23 protein-coding genes are annotated in these 26,214 nt (G+C 72.4%); 16 read left to right on the top strand and 7 right to left on the bottom strand.

What is annotated here, in order from left to right; translation table 11 throughout:
• Positions 1-41 precede the first annotated feature (41 nt).
• Positions 42-850, top strand: a protein-coding gene (locus tag J7E97_RS28745) for an IS5 family transposase (RefSeq protein WP_374224269.1) whose coding sequence is annotated in 2 segments (ribosomal slippage) — positions 42-390 and positions 390-850 — 810 coding nt in all. Because the reading frame shifts where the segments join, the coding sequence is not laid out codon by codon here.
• 460 nt (positions 851-1,310) lie between these two features.
• Here the strand turns inward: J7E97_RS28745 and J7E97_RS36300 are convergent.
• The gene (locus tag J7E97_RS36300; RefSeq protein ID WP_251055310.1) at positions 1,311-2,180 is read right to left on the bottom strand and encodes a hypothetical protein; all 870 of its coding nucleotides are present in this window, start codon (positions 2,178-2,180) and stop codon (positions 1,311-1,313) included.
• Between the two features lie 789 nt (positions 2,181-2,969).
• On the opposite strand from J7E97_RS36300, the gene J7E97_RS28735 reads away from it, so the two are divergent.
• Positions 2,970-3,614, top strand: a complete 645-nt coding sequence (locus J7E97_RS28735) for a dihydrofolate reductase family protein (RefSeq protein WP_215033298.1) — start codon at positions 2,970-2,972, stop codon at positions 3,612-3,614.
• Between the two features lie 119 nt (positions 3,615-3,733).
• Positions 3,734-4,312, top strand: a complete 579-nt coding sequence (locus J7E97_RS28730; protein WP_215033295.1) for a dienelactone hydrolase family protein — start codon at positions 3,734-3,736, stop codon at positions 4,310-4,312.
• A gap of 99 nt (positions 4,313-4,411) precedes the next feature.
• Here J7E97_RS28730 and J7E97_RS28725 read toward each other — a convergent pair whose 3' ends face one another.
• Together J7E97_RS28725 and J7E97_RS28720 are read right to left on the bottom strand one after the other, a co-directional pair.
• A complete protein-coding gene (locus J7E97_RS28725; protein ID WP_215033292.1) occupies positions 4,412-5,071 on the bottom strand; it encodes an SMI1/KNR4 family protein in 660 nt (219 codons plus the stop codon).
• Between the two features lie 160 nt (positions 5,072-5,231).
• Positions 5,232-5,762, bottom strand: a complete 531-nt coding sequence (locus J7E97_RS28720) for a VOC family protein (RefSeq protein ID WP_215033289.1) — start codon at positions 5,760-5,762, stop codon at positions 5,232-5,234.
• Positions 5,763-6,061: 299 nt separating this feature from the next.
• On the opposite strand from J7E97_RS28720, the gene J7E97_RS28715 reads away from it, so the two are divergent.
• From J7E97_RS28715 to J7E97_RS28700, 4 genes are all read left to right on the top strand, one after another.
• Entirely contained in the window at positions 6,062-6,679 is a 618-nt protein-coding gene (locus J7E97_RS28715; protein WP_215033286.1) for a TOPRIM nucleotidyl transferase/hydrolase domain-containing protein, read from the top strand.
• 357 nt (positions 6,680-7,036) lie between these two features.
• Positions 7,037-9,124 (top strand): hypothetical protein, encoded by a 2,088-nt coding sequence (locus tag J7E97_RS28710; RefSeq protein ID WP_215033283.1) that lies wholly within the window; start codon positions 7,037-7,039, stop codon positions 9,122-9,124.
• A gap of 84 nt (positions 9,125-9,208) precedes the next feature.
• On the top strand, positions 9,209-9,643 hold the full coding sequence (locus J7E97_RS28705) for a VOC family protein (protein ID WP_215033280.1): 435 nt from the start codon (positions 9,209-9,211) through the stop codon (positions 9,641-9,643).
• Positions 9,644-9,859: 216 nt separating this feature from the next.
• Positions 9,860-10,417, top strand: a complete 558-nt coding sequence (locus J7E97_RS28700; RefSeq protein ID WP_215033277.1) for a pyridoxamine 5'-phosphate oxidase family protein — start codon at positions 9,860-9,862, stop codon at positions 10,415-10,417.
• A gap of 138 nt (positions 10,418-10,555) precedes the next feature.
• Here the strand turns inward: J7E97_RS28700 and J7E97_RS28695 are convergent, their stop codons facing one another.
• Together J7E97_RS28695 and J7E97_RS28690 are read right to left on the bottom strand one after the other, a co-directional pair.
• Positions 10,556-10,972 (bottom strand): VOC family protein, encoded by a 417-nt coding sequence (locus J7E97_RS28695; protein ID WP_215033274.1) that lies wholly within the window; start codon positions 10,970-10,972, stop codon positions 10,556-10,558.
• A gap of 10 nt (positions 10,973-10,982) precedes the next feature.
• A complete protein-coding gene (locus J7E97_RS28690) occupies positions 10,983-11,420 on the bottom strand; it encodes a helix-turn-helix transcriptional regulator (protein ID WP_215033271.1) in 438 nt (145 codons plus the stop codon).
• A 296-nt stretch (positions 11,421-11,716) separates the two neighbouring features.
• Between J7E97_RS28690 and J7E97_RS28685 the strand changes: the two genes are divergently transcribed.
• Entirely contained in the window at positions 11,717-12,451 is a 735-nt protein-coding gene (locus tag J7E97_RS28685) for a hypothetical protein (RefSeq protein WP_215033268.1), read from the top strand.
• Positions 12,452-12,503: 52 nt separating this feature from the next.
• Here J7E97_RS28685 and J7E97_RS28680 read toward each other — a convergent pair whose 3' ends face one another.
• The gene (locus tag J7E97_RS28680) at positions 12,504-12,677 is read right to left on the bottom strand and encodes a hypothetical protein (RefSeq protein ID WP_215033265.1); all 174 of its coding nucleotides are present in this window, start codon (positions 12,675-12,677) and stop codon (positions 12,504-12,506) included.
• Positions 12,678-13,007: 330 nt separating this feature from the next.
• On the opposite strand from J7E97_RS28680, the gene J7E97_RS28675 reads away from it, so the two are divergent.
• From J7E97_RS28675 to J7E97_RS28645, 7 genes are all read left to right on the top strand, one after another.
• Positions 13,008-14,639: a hypothetical protein gene (locus J7E97_RS28675; RefSeq protein ID WP_215033262.1), complete on the top strand. Its 1,632-nt coding sequence runs from the start codon at positions 13,008-13,010 to the stop codon at positions 14,637-14,639.
• Positions 14,640-14,737: 98 nt separating this feature from the next.
• Complete coding sequence (locus J7E97_RS28670; protein WP_251055309.1) at positions 14,738-16,069, top strand: MoxR family ATPase; 1,332 nt, start codon at positions 14,738-14,740, stop codon at positions 16,067-16,069.
• The gene (locus J7E97_RS28665) at positions 16,066-17,310 is read left to right on the top strand and encodes a VWA-like domain-containing protein (RefSeq protein WP_215033259.1); all 1,245 of its coding nucleotides are present in this window, start codon (positions 16,066-16,068) and stop codon (positions 17,308-17,310) included. Before J7E97_RS28670 ends, J7E97_RS28665 begins: the two co-directional genes overlap by 4 nt.
• 78 nt (positions 17,311-17,388) lie before the next feature.
• A complete protein-coding gene (locus tag J7E97_RS28660; protein WP_215033256.1) occupies positions 17,389-19,401 on the top strand; it encodes a prolyl oligopeptidase family protein in 2,013 nt (670 codons plus the stop codon).
• 331 nt (positions 19,402-19,732) lie between these two features.
• Positions 19,733-20,980, top strand: a complete 1,248-nt coding sequence (locus tag J7E97_RS36720) for a neocarzinostatin apoprotein domain-containing protein (RefSeq protein WP_215033253.1) — start codon at positions 19,733-19,735, stop codon at positions 20,978-20,980.
• Between the two features lie 186 nt (positions 20,981-21,166).
• Positions 21,167-22,651: an Ig-like domain-containing protein gene (locus J7E97_RS28650; RefSeq protein WP_308346831.1), complete on the top strand. Its 1,485-nt coding sequence runs from the start codon at positions 21,167-21,169 to the stop codon at positions 22,649-22,651.
• A gap of 148 nt (positions 22,652-22,799) precedes the next feature.
• Positions 22,800-23,771 (top strand): glycosyltransferase family 2 protein, encoded by a 972-nt coding sequence (locus J7E97_RS28645; RefSeq protein ID WP_308346830.1) that lies wholly within the window; start codon positions 22,800-22,802, stop codon positions 23,769-23,771.
• Between the two features lie 150 nt (positions 23,772-23,921).
• Here J7E97_RS28645 and J7E97_RS28640 read toward each other — a convergent pair whose 3' ends face one another.
• Positions 23,922-25,160 carry a CdaR family transcriptional regulator gene (locus tag J7E97_RS28640; protein WP_215033250.1) on the bottom strand — a complete coding sequence of 413 codons (1,239 nt, stop codon included), beginning with the start codon at positions 25,158-25,160 and terminating at the stop codon, positions 23,922-23,924.
• A 149-nt stretch (positions 25,161-25,309) separates the two neighbouring features.
• Here J7E97_RS28640 and J7E97_RS28635 point away from each other — a divergent pair, with 149 nt between their 5' ends.
• Positions 25,310-26,200 carry a triacylglycerol lipase gene (locus tag J7E97_RS28635; protein ID WP_215033247.1) on the top strand — a complete coding sequence of 297 codons (891 nt, stop codon included), beginning with the start codon at positions 25,310-25,312 and terminating at the stop codon, positions 26,198-26,200.
• Positions 26,201-26,214: the final 14 nt, after the last annotated feature.

The following is a 26,214-nucleotide window of genomic DNA, read 5'->3' as shown; positions in this document are numbered from 1 at the left end:
AAGAGGTCATCTCATTTGGTTGATTGGGTACGCTGTCGTTCATGGTGGGGATTGTTGAGCGGCTGGTGCCGGATGAGTTGTGGGCCATGTTCCAGCGGGTGGTGCCCGAGGCGCCGTCGCGGCCTCAGGGCGGTGGCCGGCGTCGGCACGGTGACCGTGAAGTGCTGGCGGCGATTGTGTTCGTCGCCACCTCGGGCTGTACCTGGCAGCAGCTGCCCGCGGCGTCGTTCGGGCCCTCCGGCGCGACCGCCCATCGGCGGTTCTCTGAGTGGTCGAAGGCCAGGGTATGGGCCAAACTCCACCGCCTGGTCCTCGACGAGCTCGGTGCCCGCGGCGAGCTGGACTGGTCCCGCTGCGCGATCGACTCGGTGAACATGCGAGCCCTGAAAAAGGGGACCTGACAGGTCCGAATCCTGTAGACCGGGGCAAGTTCGGATCGAAAATCCACTTGATCACCGAACGGACCGGTCTGCCCCTCTCCGTCGGCATCTCCGGCGCGAACATGCATGACAGCCTTGGTCTTGAACCGCTCGTGCGGGGCATCCCACCGATCCGGTCACGTCGAGGACCCCGCCGACGGCGCCCCGGCAAACTACACGCCGACAAGGCATACGACTACGCTCACCTGCGAAAATGGTTACGCGGACGCGGTATTACCCACCGCATCGCCCGCCGTGGCATCGAATCCTCGCAGCGACTGGGCCGACACCGCTGGACCGTCGAGCGCACCATGTCCTGGCTTGCCGGATGCCGACGCCTCCACCGCCGCTACGAACGCAAGGCCGAACACTTCCTCGCCTTCACCAGCATCGCCTGCACCCTCATCTGCTACCGCAGACTTACCAAATGAGATGACTTCTTAGCATGTAGTTGGCCGAAGGGGCCATCTACGGCGCTCAGTCACAGCGACTGCGACTCAGCGCCGTAGGGGTGGCCGCCAAGACACCGGTGGACGTCTGGCCGAACCAGATGACCCGGCGGCAGAAGACCGACCGAGCTCGCGCACTCGCCCGAGGCCGGGCCGCATTCCTCGACCGGCCCGCACCGGCGTCGCCTCGAGGACCGTCATCGGCAGACGCCCGGACTCTGCACCAGCAGGCCACCGCTGCCGTGGAGGCGGACCGGCGGCGACGCCGCGTGGCCGCAGTCCCCGTCCCGCCCGTCTTCCCCTCCGAGTGGTAGGCGTTGAGGGCCACGGTGTACGGCAGTGGCCCTCTTGCGGCCGCCTGATCCCTTACCAGTCGGTTGCCCCGGCCGCTGCCGGCCAGGCGGTCGTATCGGGGCTGAACCTGTGAAGGCCCTCGGTTCGGTTACTGACGCTTGAGGCTACGCGTGACGCCGGCCGCGACGGTCGTGGCGAAGACCCAACCCGCCGCGACAAGAAGGTAGGCGAGCCACTGATGGACGCCGGTGGGCGCGAACGCCTTCTCCTGGCCGAAGTCGATGACCGGGAGCAGCAGGTCTGCCGCGTAGACGAGGGCGTTGAATTGCGGTCCCTTTCCTGGTTCGGCTCGTGGTGGCTCGTGGAGTCCGTAGGTGAGGGTCCCGACCAGGAGCAGCGCCAGTAGCCAGGTCACCGCGCGGGCGGGCCTGAAGCCGTAGCCGACGGTTACGTCCTGGATGTGTCCCCACAGCCTCGCCGGCCAGGGCAGGGTACGGCGGTGTCTGCGTTGCGCGGCGAGCAGTACGGTCCGTGCCTCGCCGTCCTCGCCAGCACCGCGGTAGGTGAGGGCGAGTTGTTCGTAGCTGTGCGGTACGAAGCCGTCCTGGTCGTACTCCAGCAGGGGCAGCCGCCGGGTTGCGGGTAGCCGGGGCGAAAGCGACTCGTAGACCAGCCCCTCCAGCCGTACCGACCGAGGCCACACCGCCGGATCGGCCTCGATCGCTTTGAACGTGGAGTGGTGCAGCCTGACGTCGCCCTTGATGGGCTCCGCGTCGCGGAAGGTGAGCTGGCGGGCCTCGCAGCTACTGAGGCCCAGTGCGACTCCGCCGGGATTGTGGAGCCGTGCCTCGATGAAGGAGATCCAGCCGCCCGCCCTGGTGCCGGTAAGTCTGACCTTGCCCTCGGCCCTCAGGCCACCCGCGTTGAGGACGGTGCCGAGGCTGAGGCTGGGAGCGTTGAGAGCGTGGCCTTGCGGGTGGTGCAGCCGGGCGTCCTCGAGGTCGAGGGCACAAGCCACCTGGGCCGCCTCGAGTACGACCTCGCCTTGCCAGCAAGCGCGGGGCAGTGATGTTGCCCTCGACGCGGGCGTACCCCAGTCGGACCGGGCCGGACACCCGGCAGTCGGCGAGTACGAGGTCGCCCTCGACGCGCAGGCCCGTCGCGGTGAGCGCGGGCAGCCTGGACCCGCGCAAGTCCAGCTGGCGCACGCGCGCTTCGCTCAGATCGGGCGTGTCCTCGAAGTCGCAGGCCGTGAGCCGGATCGGATACGGGATCTCGGCGTACGCCAGGTCGAGTCGGCCGGTGATCGTCACCCCGCGCAGGCGCAGCGCGGGTATCTCGCCGTCCTCGGCCGGGCCGGAGAGCAACAGTCCGCGCAGCACCGCAGCACGTACGGATGCCCCCACGACGTCGGGAAAGTCCGGGGCCCCGTGCTCCTGGCGCACGTCCACCGCTTCGCCCCGTGCAAAGGCGTACCGGATGTGGGATTCGAGGGGGGGCAGGTCAGCGATTTCCACATGCGGGACGCTACATCCGCCGGCTACCTGCTCACCCGGCGGGCTCATGACCGCTGTCGCTTCTGGTGAACATCTCGGGACGGATCGCCTGCCAGCTGCTGCCGAAACTCATGGTGGCGGCGCACTCAGTCACAACTTTACGGCCCTGGCCGAGGTATGACGGGAGTGTGGTTCGGGCCGGGCGGTGGTCGCCGGCGGTAGGCCGGTTTGTGACCGGTCACGGACACAGCGATGAGTTCTTCCGGCCCCGAGAGTCTCACCACAGTTACCGATCAACACAGGAGGAACACGTGGCCCAGCTACTGAGAGTCCAAAACTTCAGCATCTCGAGTGACGGCATCGGCGCCGGTGAGGACCAGAGCCTCGAGAGGCCGTTCGGCCATGTCAGTCCCGAGAGGCTGTTCGCCTGGGCCGGCGCCACCGCGAGCTGGCCCATGCGCACCGACCCCGGTGGGAGCCGGGGCCTCGACGACTACTTCACGCGGGACTACGCGCGCAACATCGGTGCCGAGATCATGGGCCGCAACAAGTTCGGGCCCCAGCGCGGGCCCTGGCACAACCATGAGTGGTGCGGCTGGTGGGGTGACGAGCCCCCGTTCCGCACCCCGGTGTTCGTCATGACCCACCACAAGCGTCCTTCGTTCACGCTCTCCGACACCACGTTCCACTTCGTCGACGGGGACCCCGCCACGATCCTCGAGCAGGCACGGGAGGCGGCGCAGGGCAAGGACGTCCGACTCGGCGGCGGAGTCACCAGCATCCGGGAGTTCCTCGACGCCGACCTCGTTGACACCATGCATGTGGCGGTCTCGCCGGTGAAGCTCGGGTCCGGACTACGACTCTGGGAGTCACCCGATGAGCTGCTCGACCGGTTTCACCTGGAGATCGTGCCCAGCCCGAGCGGCGTGACGCACCATCTGTTCTGGCGCAAGTAACACGAGGGCCCATCGGGGATGCCCGCCTGACCCCGTCCGGCCACGACCCGCAGATGTCAGTGGCGCGGGCCATACTCGTGCTGCGGCGCCGCCCGGGCACCGCAGCACAAGGGAGCGACATGGCTGAGGTGCTGGTTTTCCACCACGGGCACGGGCTGACCGTTGGCGTCCGGCAGTTCGCCGAGCAGCTGCGACGGGCCGGACATACCGTCCATGTCCCGGACTTGTTCGAGGGTCAGGTATTCGACAGCCTCGGGGAGGGCATGGGTTACGTCGAGGGCGCCGGTTTCGACACGGTCACCGCGCGCGGAACCGCCGCCGCCGAGGAGCTGCCCGCGGAACTCGTCTACCTCGGCTTCTCGCTCGGCGTCCTGCCGGCGCAGAAGCTGGCCCAGACCCGCTCCGGCGCGAAGGGTGCGCTGCTGCTGGAGGCGTGCGTCCCGGTCGCGGAGTTCGGCGGCGCCTGGCCCCACGATGTCCCGGTTCAGGTCCACGGCATGGACGCGGATCCGTTCTTCGCCGGGGAGGGCGATGTGGACGCAGCCCGGGCGCTCGTCGCGACGGCGGCGGACGCCGAACTGTTCCTCTACCCCGGCGACAGACACCTGTTCACTGACAGCAGCCTGCCGTCGCACGACGAACACGCCGCAACGCAGGTCACCGATCGAGTGCTGGACTTCCTCGACCGCATCAACTAGCCCGGCATTCCGGCGAGCACCACCAAGACCAAAGGCAGCCCGCTCGAACCTCCACTGCCAAGACTGGCGTGTCGCTGACTACGAAGCCCGCGCCCCCGCCTAGGAACAGCGAATGTCTGGAGGGGCGGCGGTCGCGAGTTCGGCACGCCAACCCGGGAGATCCTTGTCCAGCCATTCTTCGACGGTCCGCCGCCACGGGTCGGTGGAGTCCCTGTCGGCGACATCAGCCCACGTGTTCGCCGCCAACTCCGGATCGATGACCAGGCTGTCGAGGTAGGCGTCGAAGCCGTCAGCAACCTTGGTGAAGATGTTTGTCGATAGGTATCCGGGCCAAGAGATGCCATGCACGAAGGCGTGGAGCTGGCCGTGGGTAGCGGGATTCAGGTCCAGGAACAGGGTGTCGCTGCCGCCGTTGCGGGCAATCGGCAGAAGACCCGTGAGCGAGACTTCTTCGGCGAGCCACCCTTCGCGAGTGCGACGGTATTCGCCGAGCAAGGTCCCCCAGCCGTAGTCTCCATCGTGGTCTCGGCCGAGTTGGTAGAGACCGTCGAAGCTCTGCAACGGCTCCGGTTCGCAACCCGGCAGGTGGACCGAATAGGTGAGGCTCTTTCCGCCCGCTGCTTCCAGGAACGAGCGATATGACGCAGGCAGAGGCAGCCCGACCTCCTGCTCGAGACGTCCCAGCTCATCGGCTTCGAACGGCCTGAACGGCCCCCCGACCAAACGGCCCCGATACCAGCGGGATATTTCCTCAGACACGGACCGATCATCGCACCCAGAGGCGAGGGGCCGAGCACGTACGAGGTCGGCGTCGATGCCCGGTGCTCACCGGGTTGGACAGGTGGCACCGGTCCGTGTCCGGCTCACCCCCATCCCCGTGAGAAGCGGTCCGTTCGGGAGACGTGGGTGGCCTCGAACCTCACGGGCCGCTTTCTTCCTGGGGCCGGACCGGGTCGGCGCCGAAATCGGGCAGGGTCAGCGAGCCGTCCTCGGCGAGGGGGAAGCCCGGGTTGTGGGCGATCTCCCAGGCGTGCCCGTCCGGGTCGGTGAAGGCGCTGGAGTAGAACCCGATGGCATTGACGGCGGCGGGCTTGGTGACCGTTCCACCGGCCGCTTCCACGGCTGCGAGCAACTGGTCCACCTCGGCCGGCGACCGGACGTTGTGGGCCAGGACGATGCCACCGAACCCGCTGCTGTCCGGGCCGCCTGCGCCGTCGGCGCCGTCCGGGCCGTCCTTCCCCGATGGTGCCGACGGCCCCGGCGGTCCCGACGGCAGGCCGCAGTCCGCGGCCAGGAGGTCGCGGTCCCACAGGACCAGGGCGAGGCCGCCTGCCTGGAAGAAGACGGTTCGCTCCACCTCCTGTCCCCGCCAGCCGAGTGCCTCGTAGAAGCGCCGGGAACGGTCGAGGTCGCGGACGCCGAGAGTGACGAGGGTGATGCGCTGTTCCATGCGCTCACGGTAGGGGGCCGGGCGGTCCGATGTCCGCCGCCACGGCGTAGCGAAACCCGCCCGGCGACGTGCGCTTCGCCGGGCGTAAGCCGGGCCGGTCGATCGTGGTCCGGCACGATCGCGCGGTGAGTGGTGCGAGGCGCCGACCGTAGAGGCTGTCAAGTCACACGTGATCAGGTCGCGGCACGGACCAACACCCGTTTCTCTGAGCGCAACCTCCGCAGCCCACAAGGTGAGGACGCGGGCGGGCCGTTGAATATTGCGTGCGGTGCCGATCAGTGGGAGTGCAGACTCGCTCCATGACGGACATGCACGCATTCCGGGACTCGGTCGGCCACTGGGCGGCCGGTGGTCCAGGCGCACCGGCGAGCGAACTGGCCGTGCGGCTGGGGGTGCGGACGGCGGTGCTGCTGGAAGGGCCCAGTGACTTCGAGGCCGTCGAGGCCCTGGCCGCACGGCGTGGCCGGGATCTGACCGCTGAGGGGGTGTGCGTCGTGCCGATGGGCGGGGCGATGAGCGTGGCGCGCTACGCCGCTCTTCTCGGGCCGCCCGGTCTCGGCCTGCACCTGAGGGGTCTGTGCGACAAGCGCGAGCAGGGTTTCTACGAGCGCGGCCTGCAGCGGGCCCGGGCACCGCACCAGGGCTTCTTCGTGTGCGTGGCGGATTTGGAGGACGAGCTCATCCGCGCGCTGGGCCCGGCGCGGGTCGAGGAGATCATCCGGGCCGAAGGTGATCTGCGGACCTGGCAAACCTTCGTGCGCCAGCCCGCACAGCACGGTCGGCCCCCGCAACAGCAGTTGCGGCGCTTCCTCGGCACGAAGAAGGGCCGCAAGATCCGCTACGGCCGTCTCCTGGTGGAGGCCCTCGCCCCCGGGCAGGTACCGGCCCCGCTCGACGACCTCCTCGCGAGCCTGTGACGCCGACGTATCCCGCGGAGGTGTTCGGCGGGGGCCTGGGCGAGCCCCCGGACCGCGTTGGCGCCGTCCGCCCGCTGGGCGGAGCTCGCACGGCCTGCGGCGATCCCCTCGTGACCGAGAAGCAACTGCCACCCGACGAGGCCCGATGGTGCGCAATGGCGGGCGACGGTGCCGCCCGCTGATCCCCGCTCGTCCCGGCCACCGGCCACCGGCGTACGAGCAGGCGCGCCCCGGGATCCGGTCGTTCGCCGGGGCTGCCTTCCGGCATGGCTGTCGGGTCCGGGAGAATCCAGGCATGACCGTGAGACGACCTGCCGACGACTTCGTGCTCGCGCAACACGTCGAGGAGGGCCAACGATGAACGACGCTCTCGCGGGGCTCGACGCCGTCGACTGGCCGGCGCTGAAGCATGCGTACGGTACGGCCGAGGACGTTCCCGGCATGCTGCGGGACCTCTACCGGCCGGCGAAGGCGGCGCAGGCTGCCGACGATCTGCTCACGCACGTCCACCACCAGGGCGGCGGGGTCTACTCCTCTGCCCCGGCCGCCCTCCCCTACGTCATTGCGGCCGCGGCGGATCCGGCCGTGGCGGCGGACGTCCGCGCGGAGCTCCTCTACCTCGTCCGGGCTCTGGCCGATGCGGCGAACACTGCCGAACCCCACTTCGTCACCCCCGCCTGGCCGCCGGCGTGGGACCTGGCGGTGGGCGAGCTGCTGCGGCTGCTCGACGACCCCGGGGCCGCGAACCGCGCCGCCGTTGCGGGGGCCCTCGCCGAGGCCCACCACCGGGCCGACGAGGTGCTCGCGGCGCTGCGGGCGCGGTGGACCGTGGAGCCCGCGCCGGCGACACGGCTCCGGCTCATCGAATCGGTCGGCTTGCTGACCGCCCACGCCACCGCGCAGCGGGGCGCCTCCTCCCAGCGGGGCGCCTCGCTCGCCTGGCTGCGGGAACTCACGGGCGACGCCGAGCCCTCGGTGCGCCTGACAGCCGTAGAGGCCCTGCGCCACGCACTACCGGGGCAACCGGGGAAGCCGGGGCAACCCGGACAGCCCGTGCGACCGGGACAGCCGATGCAGCCGATGCAGCCGATGCAGGATGACGCCGCGGCCGCGCGGACCGTCTCCGACGTGCTGTCCGGCAGTGAGCCGGAGACGTGGCGGCCCGGCTCCGGCCCGATCGGGCCGACGGTCGTCTGGGCCCTCGGCCTGCTCGGCGACGACCTGGCGGCACTGGCCGTCGCGATCCGCAGACTGCTCGGGCACCCGGACCCCTCCGTGCGCGCCGGTGCGCTGAAGGCCGCCGCCCAGATGCTCAGCCGTCGCCGCTCCGCCGTACCGGAGCTGCTGCCGGCCGTGGCCGGCTCGCTGTCGGACCCCGAGCCCGACAACCGGCTCTTCGCCGCCCGGGTCCTCGGCATGTGCGGGCACGCCGCCCGCCCCTGGGCGGACGCCCTGGCGGCCATGGTGACGGACGAGGGCGAACCCTACTTCGCGGCCCAGAGCCACGCCGTCTGGGCGTTGTCCCGGCTCGGCGACGTACGGTGCGTGGCGCCGTTGGTACGGCGGCTCGCGGCCGGGGCGCGGCTCGGGTTCGCGTACCACGCGTCGTACGCCGACGGCTGGTGGACGTACGAACTGAGCCTGACCGAGGTCGCCGGAGGGCTCGGCGCCCACGCCGACGTGCTGCTGCCGCCCTTGCGGGCCCGGCTCGCCGCCGCCTCCACACTCGGCGAACGCCGGGGCATCTGCCAGTTGTTGGAGGCGTGGGGCGCCTCGGCGGCCCCCGCGCTCCCCGAGCTGCTGGGCCTCCTGGACTCCGACGCCGCGGTGTGGGCGCTGGACGCCCTCGCCGCGATCGGACCGGCGGCGGCCGAAGCCGTGCCCGCGGAGCGGCTGCGGGCCCTCCTCGATGCTCCGCCCGAGGGCCAGGCGTTCGCGCCGCACTCAATGACGGTCGCGTACGGGCGGCTGACCGGCGACTGGGAGCCCGCGCTCGCGCTGCTGCTCCCGCAGCTGGACGGGCCGTACGGCCGGGAAGGGGCCATTGCGTTGCTGGGGGAACTGGGGCCTGCGGGCGGTGCCCCGTACGTGGAGCGGTTGCGCGCGCTGCTCCCCGTACACACGGTGGGCTGGCTGCCGCTGCGGGTCGGCGAGGCGCTCTGGCGGATCACGGGGCGGGCCGATGAGGTCGTCCCGGCCCTGGTCGGGGCGATCACGCCGTTCGCCGAGAGGGGTGGTGCTTACCGGGCGGCCATCGAGACGGTGAAGCTGCTGGCCGAGATGGGCGCGGACGCCGCCCCGGCGGAGCCCGCGCTGAGGGCGTTCCTCAACACCGACGAGCGGGCGGTCAGGCACGGAACCTGGCGCTCCGTCCCGGAGGACGACGAACTGTGCGACGCAGCGCGCGCCGCGCTGCTCACCATCTCCGCGGGACGCAAGGCATGACGACCGATCAGTCAGGTGGGCCAGCGCCAGGGTGTGCCAGGGTGCGCACGTGGAGGCGGCGAAGGGCCCGCCTATGATGATCGGATGACGTCGATCAGGCAGATACAAATCACCTTCGACTGCGCAGAACCCGAGCGCGTCGCTCGTTTCTGGTGCGAGGTGTTGGGGTACGTCCTACCGCCGCCACCGGAGGGGTTCGCTACCTGGGACGATTTCGGCCGCGCACTGCCGCCCGAGCGTCAGGGTGCGGCGTTCGTATGCATGGATCCCTCAGGTGTGGGCCCGCGACTGTATTTCCAGCGCGTTCCCGAGGGCAAGGTCGTCAAGAATCGGGTGCATCTCGACGTACGGGTCGCCACCGGGCTCGTGGGTGAGGAGCGCCTGGCCGTACTTGAGGCCGAATGCACACGGCTGGTCGCGCTCGGCGCGGTACGCGGGCAGCTGCTGCTTGCCGATGACGACAACGAGTCGTGCCTCAATATGCAGGACATCGAGGGCAACGAGTTCTGCCTCGACTGAGCGGGCCGCGAACGCGGCCCCTCCGCGCGTCGCGCCCTGACGGGGGCGGCGGGACATGCCCCCGGGCCAGATCGGGCCACGCCCCGCGGCGTCGGGTGTCGAGGCCGCCCAGGCCTTCGGGGCCCTGATCGGGCGTACCCGCGGGCGCGCACGGGCGCGGCGGTGAATTCGGCGCGGGCAGCCGGTCATCATGGGAGGCTCGGAAGGAGAACCACCATGCCGACGCACGGACCCGCAGAGCAGCCCGCGACCGAACTCGACGCCCGCTACAGCTCCGCGCTGCATCCACGCCCGGGTGCCACGGACGTCACCGCCACCGAGTGGGCCGAGGGCCGGCGGCAGCTGGAGGCCGCCGAGATCTTCTGGTTGTCCACGGTGCGTCCCGACGGCCGGCTGCACGTCACGCCCGTGATCGCCGCCTGGCACGACGGGGTGCTGTACTTCTCCACCGGCAAGGAGGAGCAGAAGGCGAAGAACCTCGCCCGTGACGGTCACTGCGCGCTGACGACCGGGGGGAACTCGCTCACCGAAGGACTCGACCTCGTGGTCGAGGGCAAGGCGGAGCCGGTTGCCGATCCCGCGGTACTGGAGGACGTGATCGCGGCGTACGAGGCGAAGTACGGCTCGCACATCACCTCGCCCGAGGGGACCTTCCACGGCATCGGCGACGCGTTCCGGAAGGGGGACGTCGTGGTGTTCGCGGTGGCGCCGGCCACGGCGTACGGCTTCGGCCGGGACGATGGGGTGTACAGCCATACGCGGTGGACGTTCTGAGCAACGACACGAAAACCAGAGGAACGTCAGCGCCCATGAGGGTCCGCCCGGGGCGTTCTCGGTCTCGGGCGGGAGCTGGAGGAAAGGCCGGACTCCCGCCCTCGGGCCGTACGCCGGGGGCGGGGGCGGGGGCGGGGGTCAGCCCTTGCGGGGCTGATTGAAGCGGAGCATGTTGCCGGCCGGGTCGCGGAAGGCGCAGTCGCGGACGCCGTACGGCTGATCGACCGGCTCCTGCAACACGTCGGCGCCGGTCGCCCGGATGCGCTCGAAGGTGGCGTCGACGTCGTCGGTCGAGAAGATCACGCCGCGCAGCACGCCCTTGGCCAGCAGTTCCGCCATCGTCTGCTTGTCGGCCGGTGAGGCGCCCGGGTCGGCGAGCGGCGGTTCCAGGACGATCTCCACGTCGGGCTGCGCGGGCGAACCGACGGTCACCCAGCGCATGCCCTCGAAGGCGACGTCGTTGCGCACCTCCATGCCGAGGGCATCACGGTAGAAGGCGAGCGCCTTGTCATGATCGTCGACGGCGATGAAGCACTGCGAAATCTTGATGGTCATGCCTTCGAAACTACGACGCGGCGACTGATTCCGCTTCTCCGTTCCTGCCGGGCCGGCCGTTCCGCACCGGACGCGTGAGGAACTTGGCCACGCACGCCGGGATGGCGGCGCCCGCCTCGTGACGGCGGGCCCGGTAAGCGCTGGGGGTCTCGCCGACCAGTTCGGTGAAGCGCGAGCTGAATGACCCCAGCGAGGTGCATCCGACCGCGAAGCAGACCTCGGTCACGCTGAGGTCCCCCCGGCGCAGCAGCGCCTTCGCCCGCTCGACGCGGCGGGTCATGAGGTAGCTGTACGGAGTCTCGCCGAAGGCCGCGCGGAAGCTGCGGGAGAAGTGGCCGGGCGACATGAAGGCGACGCCCGCCAGTGCCGGAACGTCCAGCGGCCGCGCGTAGTCGCGGTCCATCACGTCGCGGGCGCGGCGCAGCCGTACCAGGTCCTCGAGGGTCACGTTCCCAGCATCTCACGGCAGCGGATGGTGGCCGGGTGCCCGCGGCCCGCCGGTGACATACCAATGGTGTATCCAGTTGGTGTACCCCAGTGGGTGTACCCCAGTGGGTGTATCCAGTGCCGTACGAGTGGCAGTGCGGTGGCGTCCCGGTCGCGCGTCTCCGGGCCGGAGCGTGCCGTCACGCCCAGGGCCCGCGGGCACCGCTGGGGCTCGGCCGGAGGGCGCCCGCAGCAAGCGGGGCGGCGGCCCCGTGTGACCATGGCCCCTTTGGCACATCCGCACCTCATGGGGGGACCATGCGCACCCGTACCACCACCGTGTCGACCTGCCTCGCCGCCGCGCTCGCCGCGTCGCTCGTCGTGGCCGGCTGCACCACCTCAGAAGGGAGCCCGCACAAGAGCGGGAGCAGCGCGGCCGCCACCCCGCGGGCGACGCCCCCCGCGCCCGTCCCCGGCGGTGGTTCCGGGTACGGGTACGAGGGGCCCCGGCCCCAGGACCAGAACCTGCTGGCGTGGACCGGCGACCCGAACGACGCGGGGCACGTCACCGCCCAGCCCGCCTCCGGCGTCGCGGGACGCGTCACCCTCGTACGGATCGTGCTGCGCGAGCAGACGGCCTGGTCCAACGTCTGGCTGGGGCTGGCCGGCATCGACCCGAACGCCCAGCTGTCCCACTGCTACCTCGGCGTGTACGGCGCGGACGGCGCCCTGCTCGCGTCCACCGCGGACATCTCGCCGCAACTGATGACCGACGCGATCGCCAAGCCGCTGCCCCTCACCAAGCCGTTCACCGCCGCCGCCGGGACCTACTTCGTCGCCCTGCTGCTCAACGGCAACTGGGCCACCAACGCCCTCACCTTCAAGTCCACGGGGGCCGGCATATCGGTGAACGCGGGACTGACCCCGCCGAACCTCCGCTACAGCACCGTCCTGACCGGCCAGACCTCCCTGCCCGCCACCCTGAACCTTGCCGAGCAGTCCACCAGCACGATCAACACCGGCTGGGCCAGCCAGTGGTACGGGGTCTCCTGACCGGCGATGCCGTCGGTCACCGGATAGCGGGATAGGGGATAGGGGGCCGGAGTCAGCTCCGCGACGAGGCCGCTCCGGCGGTCTCGCGCGGTTCCGGGGCCGGGCCTTCAGGGACGCCTCGGGCGACGAACCGGGTCGTCCCGCGCTTGGCGGTGACGGCCAGGGCCATCAGCGGCAGCAGGGTCAGGCCCGCGAAGACGGCACCGACCAGCGCGGGCCCGGTCACACCGAGGGAGGATCCGAGAGCCTGCCCGGCGAGCGCGGAGCCGGCCGCCGATCGCGGTGCCGCCCAGCGCGCCGGCGCCGAAAGCGATCAGCACCAGGGGCACGGCACATTTCCTGCGGCTGCTCGCCTCCTGGGCGGCCACCCGCGAGGACCACGCCCCCGCCCGGCAGCAGTCACGGACACGCTGACGACTGCTCGGGTTCTTCGATTTCGGCTGTCTGCCGGGAGATAAATGCCTGGCGACGTCGGGTGGGGGGTGGATACTCTCACCGCGATGACTACCCCATGCACACAGAGATCGGGGGTCCCGTCCGCGCAAGGTGAGTGCTGATGCTCACTCAGATCGCGAACGGGGATTCCCGCCTTTCCTTCTGGCTGCGCGTGCGCGAGTTCGCCGTGCCGCCGTCCATGATCGAGACCGCGACCGCCCGGCGTTCCACCGGGGACTGGGCGGGCGCCTGCGCCGCCGCGGGCATTGACGTCGATTTCGACCTGCGTTCCGTGGCGCGCGCCCACGGCCGGGAGCTCGCGGCCCGGATCCGGGCCGATCTGCGCCACCTGGCTCCCGACCTGTTGCGCTGGCACATGCCGAGGATCGCCCCCGACGGGCTGCTGCGCCCGGGGCTGACCATCGCCCTGGCCCGGTACGGCGGTCCGGGGCCCGAAGGCGACCGCCAACGCGACCGCCCCGTACACCTCGTGGCCCGGACTCCCCCGGCCTGGGCGGACGCCGGTCAGCGGATCAGCCTCGCGCTGTGGGACGGATCCCACGACGTGGCCGCCGCGCGCCGCCATCCGCACATCCGCCCCCACCGGCGGTTCCGCCTCGACCTGCACCGGCACTTGTGGGACGCGCGCAGGACCGGGGAGCTCGGCGTACGGTCCGGGGCCGGTCCGCTCCTCGCCGACGGCCGTCCCGGGGCGGAGCCGGGTCCACGGTCGGACTTGGCGTCGGGCCTGGCGTGGGACTTGGCGTCGGACCTGGCGCGGGACTTGGCGTCGGACCTGGCGCGGGACTTGGCGTCGGACCTGACGTCGGGCCTAACGTCGGGCCTGGCGCGGGATCCACTGGGGAGGGATCCGCTGGGGAGGGATCCGCTGGGGAGGGATCCGCTGGCGAGGGTGCCGGACGGGTACCGCTGTGCCGTCGACCGCTGGGCTGCCGAGGCGGGGATCCTGCTCCGCGCCGAAAGCCGCGCCACCGGTGACCGTACGGGTACCGGTGACCGTACCGGCACCCGTACCGTCACCGTACGGCTCGGGGGCCGGCAACGGCTCGACTTGCACCTGACCCCGGACCCGGACGGCCCCGGGCCGCCCGTGCTGCGCATCGCACCGGCCTCCGGCGGCGGCGAGTCCTCGGCCCTGCCCGTCCTGCCCGACGCGGCGACCTGGGTGCTGCCCGACCTCGACCTGATCCGCGCCGGACTGATCGAGGCCGACCGGCTGCACCCGCTGGTCGCCTCGGCACTGGTCCCGGACCGTGCGCGGGCCGCCGTGCCACGGGCCGGGCAGGAACGGCCGGGAGGGCCGCGCCCCGTGGAGTGCCGGGGAGCCCGGCACCGGATCGGCCTGGTCGACGGAGTACTGGTCCCGCTGGACCACGACCCCGCCGAGATCCGGCGCGAAGAGCTGCTCGCCGCGCTGACCGGGAGCCCGCTCGCCTGCCTGCGGGCCATCGACGAGGCGCACCGCAGGCCGCACTGCCTCACGGGAGTCCGCGAACGCCTCGACCACGGGGACACCGCCGGTGCGCTGGCCGTCGTAGAGGGCCTGCTGGGGCCCGGCGCGGTGCTGCGCAGCGGCGCTCTGCTGGACGAGCTGGAGGCGGCCGCGCGGCGGCGGATCACGTACGGACTGTTCAGAGCGGGCCTGGCCGGGCCTGGGCACGGCCGCATCGGCCCGGGGCAGCGCCGTCCCCGGAACCACCGTTCACACCCCCGGGAAACGACCGCTCGCTGACGGGTACCCGCGTACTCCGCGCCCGCCGGTACCCGCGGCGCCCGCCGCGCCCGTTCGGCGCTCCTCGCCACCCACCACGGACCAAAAGGTGATCAAACATGACCGCACATACCCCTCTCCGCACCCCTGCCTCCCCCACGTCCCCTGCCTCTCCCGCGTCCTTTGCCTCCCCCACGCCCCTTGGCTCCCCCGCCGCCCCCACCCCTTCCGCCTCCTCCCCCGCCTCCCAACTCGACGTCGCCGGCGATCTGCTGGCCCTGCTGCGGGAAACGGCCACCGAACCGCGCGCCGACACACAGCTGGAGGCGCTGACCCTGGCCGTGGCCGCGGACCTGCCGGTGCTCCTGTGGGGTGAGCCGGGAATCGGCAAGACCGCCGCCCTGACACAGCTCGCCGCGTCCCTGGACCTTCCGCTGACCACCGTGATCGCCAGCGTGCACGAGCCGTCCGACTTCTCGGGTCTGCCCGTCATCGGGGACGATCCCGCGGTGCAGGGTGTCCCGATGGCCCCGCCGGACTGGGCGGTACGCCTGGTACGGGCCGGCCGGGGGCTGTTGTTCCTCGACGAACTGTCCACCGCGCCGCCGGCCGTTCAGGCCGCCCTGCTCCGTCTCGTACTCGAGCGCCGGATCGGCTCCCTGCAACTGCCGCCCGCGGTACGGATCGTCGCCGCCGCCAATCCGCGGTCCTCCGCGGCCGACGGCTGGGAGCTGAGCCCGCCCCTGGCCAACCGGTTCGTCCACCTCCAGTGGATCCACGACCACGAGGTCGTCGTACGCGGCCTCGGCGGGACCTGGCCCCGGGCGACCCTGCCGCGCCTCGACCCCGAACAGCTGTCGGGAGCCGTGGACTTCGCGCGCCGGGCGGTGTGCGGGCTGCTCTCCGCCCGCCCGGGGCTCGTGCACCGGCTGCCCAGCGGCGAGACCCGGCGGGGCGGGCCCTGGCCGTCGCCCCGGAGCTGGGAGATGACGCTGCGCCTGATCGCCTTCGCCACGGCGGCCGGTTCCTCCCGGGAGGTCCTGTCCCTGCTGGTCAGGGGAACGGTCGGGGACGGGCCGGGGCTGGAGCTGCTGGCCGGCCTGGACCGGATGGACCTCCCGGACCCCGAGGTGCTGCTCGCCGATCCGGCGGGGGCCGATCTGCCGGAGCGGGGGGATCTGCGACAGGCCGTGCTCGACGGTGTGGTGGACGCGGTCCGCAACCGCCCGGAGAAGTCCCGGTGGGACGCGGCCTGGGCGCTGCTGGTCCGGGCGCTGGAGACCGGGGCCCCGGACCTGGTGGTCGTCCCGGCGACGACGCTCGCCACGCTGCGGCGCGAGGACTGGGACGTTCCGGCCTCGATCGAGCGGCTCGCCGGAGCGGTGTCCATATCGCGGCGGGCGGACCGGGCGACGGCCCGGGTCATGGCGGCGGCCAAGGGCGGCCGATGACCCGGGACACGGCGGGGATCCCCCTGGACCGGGACAAGCTCTTCGCCGCCCGGCTCCAGGCCGCCCGGGTACGGCCCTACTTGGCTACGGCGCTGTTCGCCCTGCACACCGTGGAATCGCGGCGGGTGCCGACCATGGCCGTCGACCGGCACTGGCGCTGCTACGTCTCGCCCGCCTTCGTGCGCCGGACTCCGCTGGAGGAACTGGCCGGGGTCTGGGTGCACGAGGTGTCGCACCTGCTGCGCGACCACCACGGGCGCAGTGACCGGGTCGCCCTCCGGCGCGGACTGACCGGCCCGGGGGAACGGCTGCGGATGAACATCGCGGCGGACTGCGAGATCAACGACGACGTGTTCGGTGAAGGCCTGGTCCAGCCGGAAGGTGCCTTGCAGCCGCACTCGTTGGGGCTGTCCGGCGGGCAGCTGATGGAGGACTACCTGCGCCAGTTCCGGCTCGGTCCGCGTACGCAGGGCCTGGCCTGGCTGGACTGCGGCAGTGGCGCCGACGGGTTGGAGAGGGAGTGGGACCTGGGGCCGGAGGGGGCCGACGGCCTCAGCGAACAGGAACGGGACGCGGTCCGCTTCCGGGTGGCACAGGGCATCGTCGGCCGGCCGGGAGACGCCCCGGAGGGTTGGAAACGGTGGGCAACGGAGGCATTCCACCCGCCGCAGCAGTGGCGGGAGTTGCTGGGGGCGGCGGTCCGTTCGGCGACCTCCGGCTCCGGCGCGGGCGAGGACTACACCTACGGCCGGCCTTCGCGGCGTTCGACCGGACTCCCCGGAGTCGTGCTGCCGAGCCTGCGGCGCCGGCCGCCCCGGGTCTGCGTGATCATCGACACGTCGGCGTCGGTCAGCGACTCGGAACTGGGTAGCGCGCTGCGGGAGGTCGCCGAGATCTCCCGCGCCGTGGGCGGCCGCCGCGACCTGGTCCGCGTACTCTCCTGCGACGCGTCGGCCGGGACCGTGCACCAGCTGTGCCGTGCCGAGGGGATACCGCTGGTGGGCGGCGGGGGCACGGACCTGCGTACGGGCTTCGCCAAGGCGCTCCGTACGCAACCCAGACCGGATGTCGTCGTGGTGCTGACGGACGGCCAGACGCCCTGGCCGAGCGCACGGCCGTCGTGCCGGACGGTGGTGGGCCTGTTCGCCCGGCGGCAGCAGAACGGGTACTCGGGCGAGGACGATCCCGACTACGTGCCGGACACGCCGCCCGCGTGGGCCCGCGTGGTGCCCATCGGCTAGGCCGGACGGAGCGCTGTCCGCCGAGGTGAGTGCGGGCGAACGGCCCCGTGGGGTGGATCCGCTCGGCACACTGGGGGCATGATCGATGGTGACCCCGGCCTGTGGCTGGAAGACCTGCACGGTGAGGAAGCGCTCGCCTGGGTGCGGGAGCGAAACGCGGAGACCGCCGAGCGGCTCACGACGGCTCCCGGATTCGCGGCGCTGGCGGCGGAGTTGCGGGAGGTGCTGGACGACGAGGGGCGGATCCCGTACGTCCGCCGTCGCGGGAAGCACCTCTACAACTTCTGGCAGGACGCCGCGCACGTCCGGGGCGTCTGGCGGCGGACGGGCCTGGAGGAGTACCGCCGTGACCGGCCGGCCTGGGAGACCGTACTGGACCTCGACGCGCTGGCCGCGGCGGAGGGCGAGGACTGGGTGTGGGCCGGGGCCGAGGTGCTGCGGCCCGGGCACCGTCACGCCCTGGTGCTGCTCTCCCGTGCCGGGTCCGATGCGGTGACGGTGCGCGAGTTCGACCTGGAGGCCCTGCGGTTCGTCGAGGACGGGTTCCAGGTGGCCGAGGCCAAGACCAGCATCGGCTGGATCGACGCCGACCACGTCTACATCGGCGCCGACCTCGGCCCCCGCTCGCTGACCGCCTCCGGCTATCCGCGCACCGTACGGCGCTGGCGGCGCGGCACCCCGCTCGCCGATGCCGAGCTCGTCTTCGAGGCGGCACCCGAGGACCTGTCCGCGAGCGGCTGGTGCGACCCGTCCGAGGACTACCGCCGGCACTTCGTGTCCCTGCAACGGGACTTCTGGCACCGGGAGTTGTTCCTCCTCGCGGACGGGGACCGGCCGGTGAAGGTGGACGTGCCGGACGACGCCGAGAAGTACGTGCACCGGCAGTGGCTGATGGTCGTCCCGAAAACCCCGTGGGCGGGCCATCCGGCCGGTTCCCTGCTGGCCTTCGACTTCGAGTCCTACCTCGGCGGGGAGCGCGAACCGGCCGCGGTGCTCTTCACCCCGGACGGGGCGACGGCGCTCGCGGGGCACTTCTGGACCCGGAACCACCTGATCGTCAAGAGCCTCCACCACGTCACGACCCGCATCGAGGTGCTCACCCCCGCCGACGGCCCCTGGACCCGCCGCCCGCTGGCGGAGGTACCGGCGCTGGCCACCGCCACGGTCCACGCGACCGATCCCCACGAGAGCGACGAGTACTTCCTGGACGTCTCCGGCTTCGTCCAGCCGCCCACCCTGTTCCGAGGGGAGGCCGGCGGAGCCACCGAGGTGGTCAAGCGGGCGTCCGCCCTCTTCGACACCGAAGGCCTGTCCGTACGGCAGCACTTCGCCACCTCCGCGGACGGCACCCGCGTCCCGTTCTTCGTGGTCGGCCCCGACCGGGACGCCCCCGGGCCGACGCTCCTGTACGGGTACGGCGGGTTCGAGGTCACCCTGACCCCGGGCTACGACGCGGTCACCGGGCGGGCCTGGCTCGCGCGCGGCGGCACGTACGTCGTCGCGGGCATCCGCGGCGGCGGGGAGTACGGCCCGGGCTGGCACCACGCCGCCCTCAAGGCCGACCGGGAAAGGGCCTTCGAGGACTTCGCCGCCGTCGCCCGGCACCTCGTCGACCTGAAGATCACCACTCCCGGCCTGCTCGGGATCGAAGGACGCAGCAACGGCGGCCTGCTCATGGGCGCGGTGACCGTGCGCTACCCGCACCTCTTCGGGGCCGTCGTCATCGGCTTCCCGCTCCTTGACCTCATGCGCTTCCACCTGCTGCTCGCGGGGGCCTCCTGGACCGCCGAGTACGGCAACCCGGAGGACCCGGCCGACCGGCCCCATCTGGAAGCCCTCTCCCCGTACCACGGCTTCCGGGCCGACCGGGCCTATCCGCCGATCCTCATCGTCACCGCGACCAGCGACGACCGCGTCCATCCCGGTCACGCCCGCAAGGCGGCCGCCCGGCTGAAGGAACTCGGGCACCGGGTCCTCTTCCACGAGACCACCGCCGGAGGCCATGCCGGATCCGCCGACAACGAACAGGCCGCCCGGGTCGAAGCGCTGACGCACACGTTCCTGTGGCACCACCTGCGCGGAGAGGCCTGACGGGCGGGGGCCCGGCCTGCCCGTAGGAGCGGCTTCCGGCGACGTGCGCGAGGGCGTCGCCGGAGCGAAGGCCATGTCGGGCCGAGGGCGGCATCGAAAGGCCGCCGCCCGCGCCGAGGGGCACCGCCCCCGGAAGTGACCCGGTGCCGGCCGTAGGTCCATGGCCGGAAACGCGTGCTGGCCGAGGGCGTCGCGCGACGTGAGGATGCCCTCGGCCGGACGGGCGGATCGCAAGGGCGGGGAGCCGATGGAGTCAGGGCGGAAGGGACCGTGGGGCGGTCGGGCCGGGGCGCCGGCGCGGGGCGCGGTCGTGCTGGCGCGGAGTGCGGTCGTGTTGGCGCGGGGCGCCGTCGTGCTGGCGCGGGGCACGGTCGTGCTGGCGCTGGCCTGCGCCGGGGTCGCGGCGGGCCCGGTGGCGGCGCAGGCGGCGGCCGGGCCCACCGGGGCGGTCGTGTGCGGTACGGATGCCACCGCGAAGGGGCTGGCGAGCCGGGCGGTGCCCGGGAGCCTGGTGTCCGTGGACCGCAGGGACGGCCGGATCAGCCAGGTGCAGCTCTTCTACGACGCGACGGCCGCCGGCGGGCTGCCCTTCGTCTGGCACCGCGATCAGGACGCGCCGGACGCTCCGTACGGGCCGTGGCGGCGGGTGGGCGGTGCGACCGCGAGCCCCGAGGGCCGCCGCCCCGTCAGGGCGACCGAGAACGCGGCTGGCGGTCTGGATGTGCTGTTCGCCGGGCGTGGTTCGTTCTGCCACACCGCCGAGGGCCATGGCGCGGGCAGCGGTTGGAGCACTCCGGACGCGATCGGGCCCGCGGCGGACGGCTACCGATCCGGGGGCCGGATCCAGCCGAATGCGGTGGGGCGGCTCCCCGACGGCAGCGGTCCGCGGCTGGACGTCGGACGGACCACGGGACTGCTGGACGGTGACATCGTCACGTTCGGGATCGCGGGCGGCCCGCCCAAGGCGTACGTCTGGGTCAAGCAGTGCGGCCCCTCGGCCTCGGCGACCACGTGCGACGATGCCACCGGCCGCCGGTTCCGCGTGTACCCGGACGGCTCCTACCAGCCTTCACCGAAGAAGCTGTACGCCCAACTGGACACTCCTGAAGGGCACTTCGACTGCCGCACGGCACCGGCCGCGAACCCGTGCTCGCTGGCCCTCACCGACAACGACGGCGCCGTCCTCACCACCGTCCCTCTGCGCTTGCGGCCCGACGGCCGGCCCGAGGCCCCGCCCACCCTGCGCGTGAAGCCGGGCACGGGCCTGCTGGACGGCCAGACGGTCCGCGCGACGGGCAAGGGCTACGAGCCGCAGTACCACTCCTTGGTCATGGAGTGCGCGGCCGGCTCCGCCGACACCCTCGGCTGCCGGCCCCGCAGCAGGCCGCCGGCGACCGGCGACAACGGACGCCTCGACGAGCAGGTGACCCTCTCGGCGACGTTCACCGGCATCGACGGCCGCACCGTCGACTGCCGCACCCGGGGCGCCTGCGAACTGGTGGTCTTCGGCACCCGGGTCCGTGGCCCCGAATCGGTGCGCCAACCACTGGAATTCGCACCGGCCGCCGCGCACTCCTGATTCCTGCCGCTCGGCCCGGCCCCGACCCCGACCCGGCCGCCCTGGCCCGGCCAGGGGCGGTCGGCTGTGCTCCGTACGAGTTCTCTTCGGTGCCCGTTCGGCCCCATCGGCCGAGTTCATGATCATCTGCATGCCCGGAAATCGTTTGATGCTGCCATCCGGCCGTAGGTGAACTGGGAGGGCTGCGTGGAGCAGATGCCGTCGACGAACCGAGCACGACTGCGGCGACAGGGCAGGACCTGGACCATGGCCGGGGTGGTGGCGGGGGCGCTTCTCGTCGTCTCCGCCGCGCCCCCGCCCGACGGCGGGCGACGGGCGGGCACCGACCCGACGGCCTCCGTGGAGCTGCTGATCGGCCGGGTCCTGGACAAGGGTGCCCAGCGGTGTGCGGTGGAGGCCTTCCGGGCCGAGCTGTGCGGCGGGCTGGAGCAGCGTCTGGTACGGGCCACCGCGCACGGCGCCGGCTCTATGGTGCGCGACGCCTCCTCCCGCGACGCCTCCTCCCGCGGCGGGGCCGGTACGGCCGCGCACACGGTCGTCCTGCCCACCGACGCGGCCAGTCCCCTCGAAATCACCCTCGCCGGGCCGGGCCTGCTCACCTACGTCACGGTCCACGACGGGCACGGGCGCTACGTGGGCGGCGAGCTGGGAGCCAAGGGGCACCGCTGGGCGAACACCGAACCGCTGCGGGCCGGTGAGACCTACACCGTCCGCGTCGGCGCCCAGGACGCGGCGGGCACGCCGGTCGGCGTGACCATGGCGTTCCGGACGGCTCCCCCGACGGAAGACGGCAGGCTGACCGTCGAGTTCGGGCCGAAGCCCGGTACGTACGGTGCCGGTCAGATCGTCACCGCCTCCCTCAGCCACCCGGTCCCCGCCACCAACCCGGCCGCACGGGCCCGGCTCGAGCGGGCGCTTCAGGTCACCTCGGAGCCGGCGGTCGAGGGGTCCTGGCACTGGGTCGACGACTCGACGCTCCACTACCGGCCGCGCACGTACTGGCCCGCCCACGCCGAAGTACGCGTACTGAGCGGCCTCGACGGGGTCGAGGTCGGGGAACGGGAGTACGGCGGGCCCTCGGAGACCCTGCGGTTCACCATCGGGGAGCGGATCGAGGCGGTCACCGACGCCGCCGCCCACGAGATGACCGTACGGCGCAACGGCAAGGTCGTCAGGACGATCCCGGTGACCACCGGAAAGGCGGGTTTCCTCACGCGCAGCGGGGTCAAGGTCGTCCTGGGCAAGGAGTACAAGGTCCGGATGCGCGGGGACACCGTGGGGATCAAGCGCGGGACGAGCGAGTTCTACGACCTGCCCGTCTTCTACGCGACCCGCGTGACGTGGAGCGGAGAGTACGTGCACGCCGCGCCCTGGTCGGTCGACGCGCAGGGCCAGGAGAACGTCAGCCACGGCTGCACGGGCATGAGTACGGCCGACGCGGCCTGGTTCTTCAACACGGTGCGGGAGGGCGACGTGGTGGAGGTCCTGAACAGCGGCGGCGAACCGATGGCCCCGTTCGACAACGGCTTCGGGGACTGGAACCTGGACTGGGCGGCCTGGCGGGCGGGCAGCGCCCTGACCCCCGCGTCCGGGTCCCCCCTGGCGTCCCCCACCCCCGTCACCCCGCGGACCTCGCCCCACGGCCCGTCCCGCCTGCGCCCCCTCACGTAGGCCGGGCCGGGATGACGGCCCTGGGGCTCGGGGCGGGACAGGACGAGACGGGGCAGGAAGGGGCGGGGCAGGGCGGGGCGCGGCGGGGCGGGAGCAGCGTGGAGCGGACCGGCGGGGCCGGTCCGGCTCGGGTGGATAGGATCCGGATGTGTTCGCCTCCCCGCCGGACGCGTCGGACCGGCCCGACGCATCGCGTCCCACGGCCCCGCCGGAGCCGTCCCCCGGCCCGCCTGTCCCGTCGCGTCGCGCCGCGACCGCCGTCGACGTCGTCCTCCTGACGATGAACGACCGTCCCGACGAGGAGGCGGAGGCCGTGCGGACGCTGCTCGCGCAGCAGGACGTCGACCTCAACATCGCCATCGTGGGCAACGGCTGCCACCCCCGGCTCAGCGTCCCCGGCGCCACCGTCGTCGCCCTCCCCGAGAACCTCGGCATCCCGGAAGGCCGCAACCGCGGCGCGCTCGCCCTGCGGGGCACGGGCAGCGAGTTCGTGTTCTTCCTCGACAACGACGCGTCCTTCCCCCGGCCCGACGTGCTGTCCCGCCTGGTGGCGGAAGCCGGCCGGTATCCGCGGGCCACGTACGTCCAGCCGAGGCTGACCGGCCCCGACGACACGACGACCCCGCGCCGCTGGGTTCCCCGCCTGCGCGCCGGCGACCCCGGTAAGCCCGGGACCATCGCCACCATGACCGAGGGCGTGGTCCTCGTCCGCCGGGACGCCTTCGACGCCGTCGGCGGCTGGGCCGACTTCTTCCTCTATCACGAGGGGATCGACCTCTCGTACCGGCTGTGGGACCGCGGACGCACCGGCTGGTACGCGGCGGACGTCCGCATGCACCACCCCGTCACCAGCCCCACCCGCCACGCGCTGTTCCACCGCCTCGCCGCACGGAACCGGGTCTGGCTCGCCTACCGGAACCTGCCCGGACCCCTCATCCCGCCCTACCTCGGCATCTGGACGGTCGTCACGGCGCTGCGGAGCCTGCGGGATGGCGGACGGCGGGAATCCCTGCAGGGCCTTCGCGAGGGCTGGGCCACCCGCCACGACCAGGTGCGCCGCCCCATGAGCTGGCGTACGGTCCTGCGCCTGAGCCTCGCCGGCCGGCCACCGGTCCTCTGACGCGTCGCCGCGGTCCGGGCCTCTGGGCACCGTGAATTGCGCGCATCGTCAAGGCAGTTGTCGGGCGGCATGATGCGTGGGTCCCGGGCGTCCGCGTTCGGTGCCACCACCGCATGCGTGCACTCCCGGTCCGGAGCGGACCGGCCGGGCTCACCGCCTGCCGGCGGCCGGCCCCGCGCGTCCGCTTCCGGCTGCCGGTCCGCTGCGACGCACCGCGTCGTAGGCCGTGAGGGCCGCCGAAAGCCGGCGCGCGTCCGTGGGGTCGGTGGCGTCGTGACCGGTGAGGAGACGGATCCGGCCGAGGCGGTAGGTCAGGGTGTTGCGGTGCACGGTGAGGACGTCGGAAGCTTCGGCGCGCCGGTACCCGGCGGCGATGAACTCCCGCAGGGTGGTGATCAGATGGGGCTGGTCGTCGAGGGGTACGAGGATGCGGGCCAGGGCGTCGCGGGCCGGCCCCGGCTGGACCAGCTGGTACTCGACCGCCAGGTCGGACAGCCGGTAGACACCTGGGGCGCGCCCCAGGTCCTCGGCCAGGGAGAGGACTTCGGAGGCCTCCGACTGGGCCCGCGGGATCGCCTCGTGGTCCTCGGCGGTGGCGGCGGCCGCCATGCAGCGCAGTTCGGCGGCCGTGTCGAGCCGGGCGAGCAGCCGACGCGTCCCGCCGTCCTGCCCCTCGGGGACGAGCAGCACCCCTCCGTCGCCCTTGAAGGTAGCCAACACCTCGGGATTGCGGTCCAGTTCGGAGCGCACGGCCCGCAGGATGCGGGTCGTCGCACCGCCGGGCGCCTCGGGGAGCCGCAGGACCACCACCTCGTACCGCTCCGCGAGGGTGCGCCCGTACCGTTCGGCCGCGCGCCGGGCCGGGCGGCCGGCGAGCAGGACCCCGGCGAGGTTGCGGCCGTGTTCGCGCTGTTCCCAGTCGAGGTCGGCCTGCTCCCTGAGGTAGGCCTCGGCGACCTTGGGCATGACCTCGCCGAGGAACGCGAGGAGGCCGGTGACCAGCGCGTACGGATCGGCCGTCGGCTCGGGTCCGGACATCGCCGACTCCCACGCCTGCCGGGCTCCGAGCGGGTAGACCCGTAGCACCGCCTCCAGCGGGACGCCGTCCCTGGCCCGCTCGGCGCCCCAGGCGACGGGCGCGGCGAGTTCGTGCTCGGCGGGCGGGCGTCCTTCGGCGACGGTGGTGAGGAACAGCTTCAGTACGGCCTCGGTGTTGGCGAGGAGATCACCGCCGAGGACGCTGTCGGGGAGCAGCCGGTAGGCGGGGATCTCGGTGGTCAGCCGGGTGACGGTGGCGGCCGCCAGCTCCGGGATCCGGGGCAGCAGCGAAGCGGCGAACCCGGGTGTGCGCTCCGTGCCTTCGGCAGGCCCTGCCTCGGTGTCGTCCATTCCCGCATTGTCGCCGTGCACAAACGCGGGAGGAAGCTTTCTGCGCTTACCGCCAGGGGACACGGGCCGTACGCCGGAGCATCCTGTGCAGGCCGACCAGAACGTCACACCTCACACCCCGCACCCCACACCCCGTCAGGAGACGTCGAATGGCACGCAGTACCCGTGCGTCGCGCACCCGCACCCTGCTCACCCGGGCCGCCCTCCCGCTGGCCCTCGTGCTCGCGGCCGCCTTTCCGTCGCACGCCGCGTCCGAGGACGTCACCGGGGGCGGGATCAACGACTTCTCCTGCCGGCCGAGCGCCGCCCACCCCGAGCCGGTGGTGCTGCTCCACGGCACCTTCGCGACCTGGTACGAGGACCTCAACTTCCTCCAGGCCGATCTCGCCGCCCGCGGCTACTGCGCCTTCGCCCTGACCTACGGCGCCTACGACGGCTTCCCGCTGGTCGGCGGCCTGAAGCCGGTCGCCGTCTCCAACCTGGAGGTCAAGGAGTACGTGGAGAAGGTGCGCGCCGCGACCGGCGCGGCCCAGGTCTCGGTCGTCGGCCACTCGGAGGGCGGGCTCCAGGCCCTCTACCTCGCCAAGATGCAGGGCATCCAGCCGCACATCAAGGCGGTGGTCGCCATCGCTCCCCCGACGCACGGCACCAACGCCGCCGGCCTTCTGGACCTGGGTGACAAGCTGCTCGGACGGCAGACCATGGAGCGGATCGTGACCACCATCGGCATCCCGGTGCTGGCCGACGAGGTCCCCGGAGGTCCCGCCATCACTGCACTGAACGACGGCCCGGTCGCCCAGCCCGGGATCAGCTACACCATCATCTCCTCGCGCTACGACGAGCTCGTGACCCCGACCGAGACGGCCTTCGTCCGGGAGCCGGGGGTCAGGAACCAGTACGTGCAGGACTACTGCCCCTTCGATCCGGTCGGGCACATCGGCGAGGCCTACGACCTCAACGTCTGGCACCTGGTGCGCAACGGCCTCGACCCCCGCCGGGCCACCCCGATCCTGGTGTGCGCGGTCGGTTCGCCCGGCTAGTGCCGCGTCAGGCA

Source organism: Streptomyces sp. ISL-66, assembly GCF_018614135.1.
In the GTDB taxonomy this organism is placed as follows: Bacteria; Actinomycetota; Actinomycetes; order Streptomycetales; family Streptomycetaceae; genus Streptomyces.
The sequence above is the reverse complement of the archived record's forward strand: the minus strand, read 5'-3'. Positions and strand labels throughout refer to the sequence as shown.

Bases quoted from the DNA above. Each gene is read 5' to 3' on its own strand.
- J7E97_RS28685 (WP_215033268.1), top strand. From the start codon at position 11,717: ATGCGCACCCGTACCACCACCGTGTCGACCTGCCTCGCCGCCGCGCTC.
- J7E97_RS28640 (WP_215033250.1), bottom strand. From the start codon at position 25,160: ATGGACGACACCGAGGCAGGGCCTGCCGAAGGCACGGAGCGCACACCC.
- J7E97_RS28705 (WP_215033280.1), top strand. From the start codon at position 9,209: ATGACGTCGATCAGGCAGATACAAATCACCTTCGACTGCGCAGAACCC.
- J7E97_RS28675 (WP_215033262.1), top strand. From the start codon at position 13,008: ATGCTCACTCAGATCGCGAACGGGGATTCCCGCCTTTCCTTCTGGCTG.
- J7E97_RS28720 (WP_215033289.1), bottom strand. From the start codon at position 5,762: ATGGAACAGCGCATCACCCTCGTCACTCTCGGCGTCCGCGACCTCGAC.
- J7E97_RS28670 (WP_251055309.1), top strand. From the start codon at position 14,738: ATGACCGCACATACCCCTCTCCGCACCCCTGCCTCCCCCACGTCCCCT.
- J7E97_RS28665 (WP_215033259.1), top strand. From the start codon at position 16,066: ATGACCCGGGACACGGCGGGGATCCCCCTGGACCGGGACAAGCTCTTC.
- J7E97_RS28635 (WP_215033247.1), top strand. From the start codon at position 25,310: ATGGCACGCAGTACCCGTGCGTCGCGCACCCGCACCCTGCTCACCCGG.
- J7E97_RS28730 (WP_215033295.1), top strand. From the start codon at position 3,734: ATGGCTGAGGTGCTGGTTTTCCACCACGGGCACGGGCTGACCGTTGGC.
- J7E97_RS28660 (WP_215033256.1), top strand. From the start codon at position 17,389: ATGATCGATGGTGACCCCGGCCTGTGGCTGGAAGACCTGCACGGTGAG.
- J7E97_RS28715 (WP_215033286.1), top strand. From the start codon at position 6,062: ATGACGGACATGCACGCATTCCGGGACTCGGTCGGCCACTGGGCGGCC.
- J7E97_RS28695 (WP_215033274.1), bottom strand. From the start codon at position 10,972: ATGACCATCAAGATTTCGCAGTGCTTCATCGCCGTCGACGATCATGAC.
- J7E97_RS28710 (WP_215033283.1), top strand. From the start codon at position 7,037: ATGAACGACGCTCTCGCGGGGCTCGACGCCGTCGACTGGCCGGCGCTG.
- J7E97_RS28700 (WP_215033277.1), top strand. From the start codon at position 9,860: ATGCCGACGCACGGACCCGCAGAGCAGCCCGCGACCGAACTCGACGCC.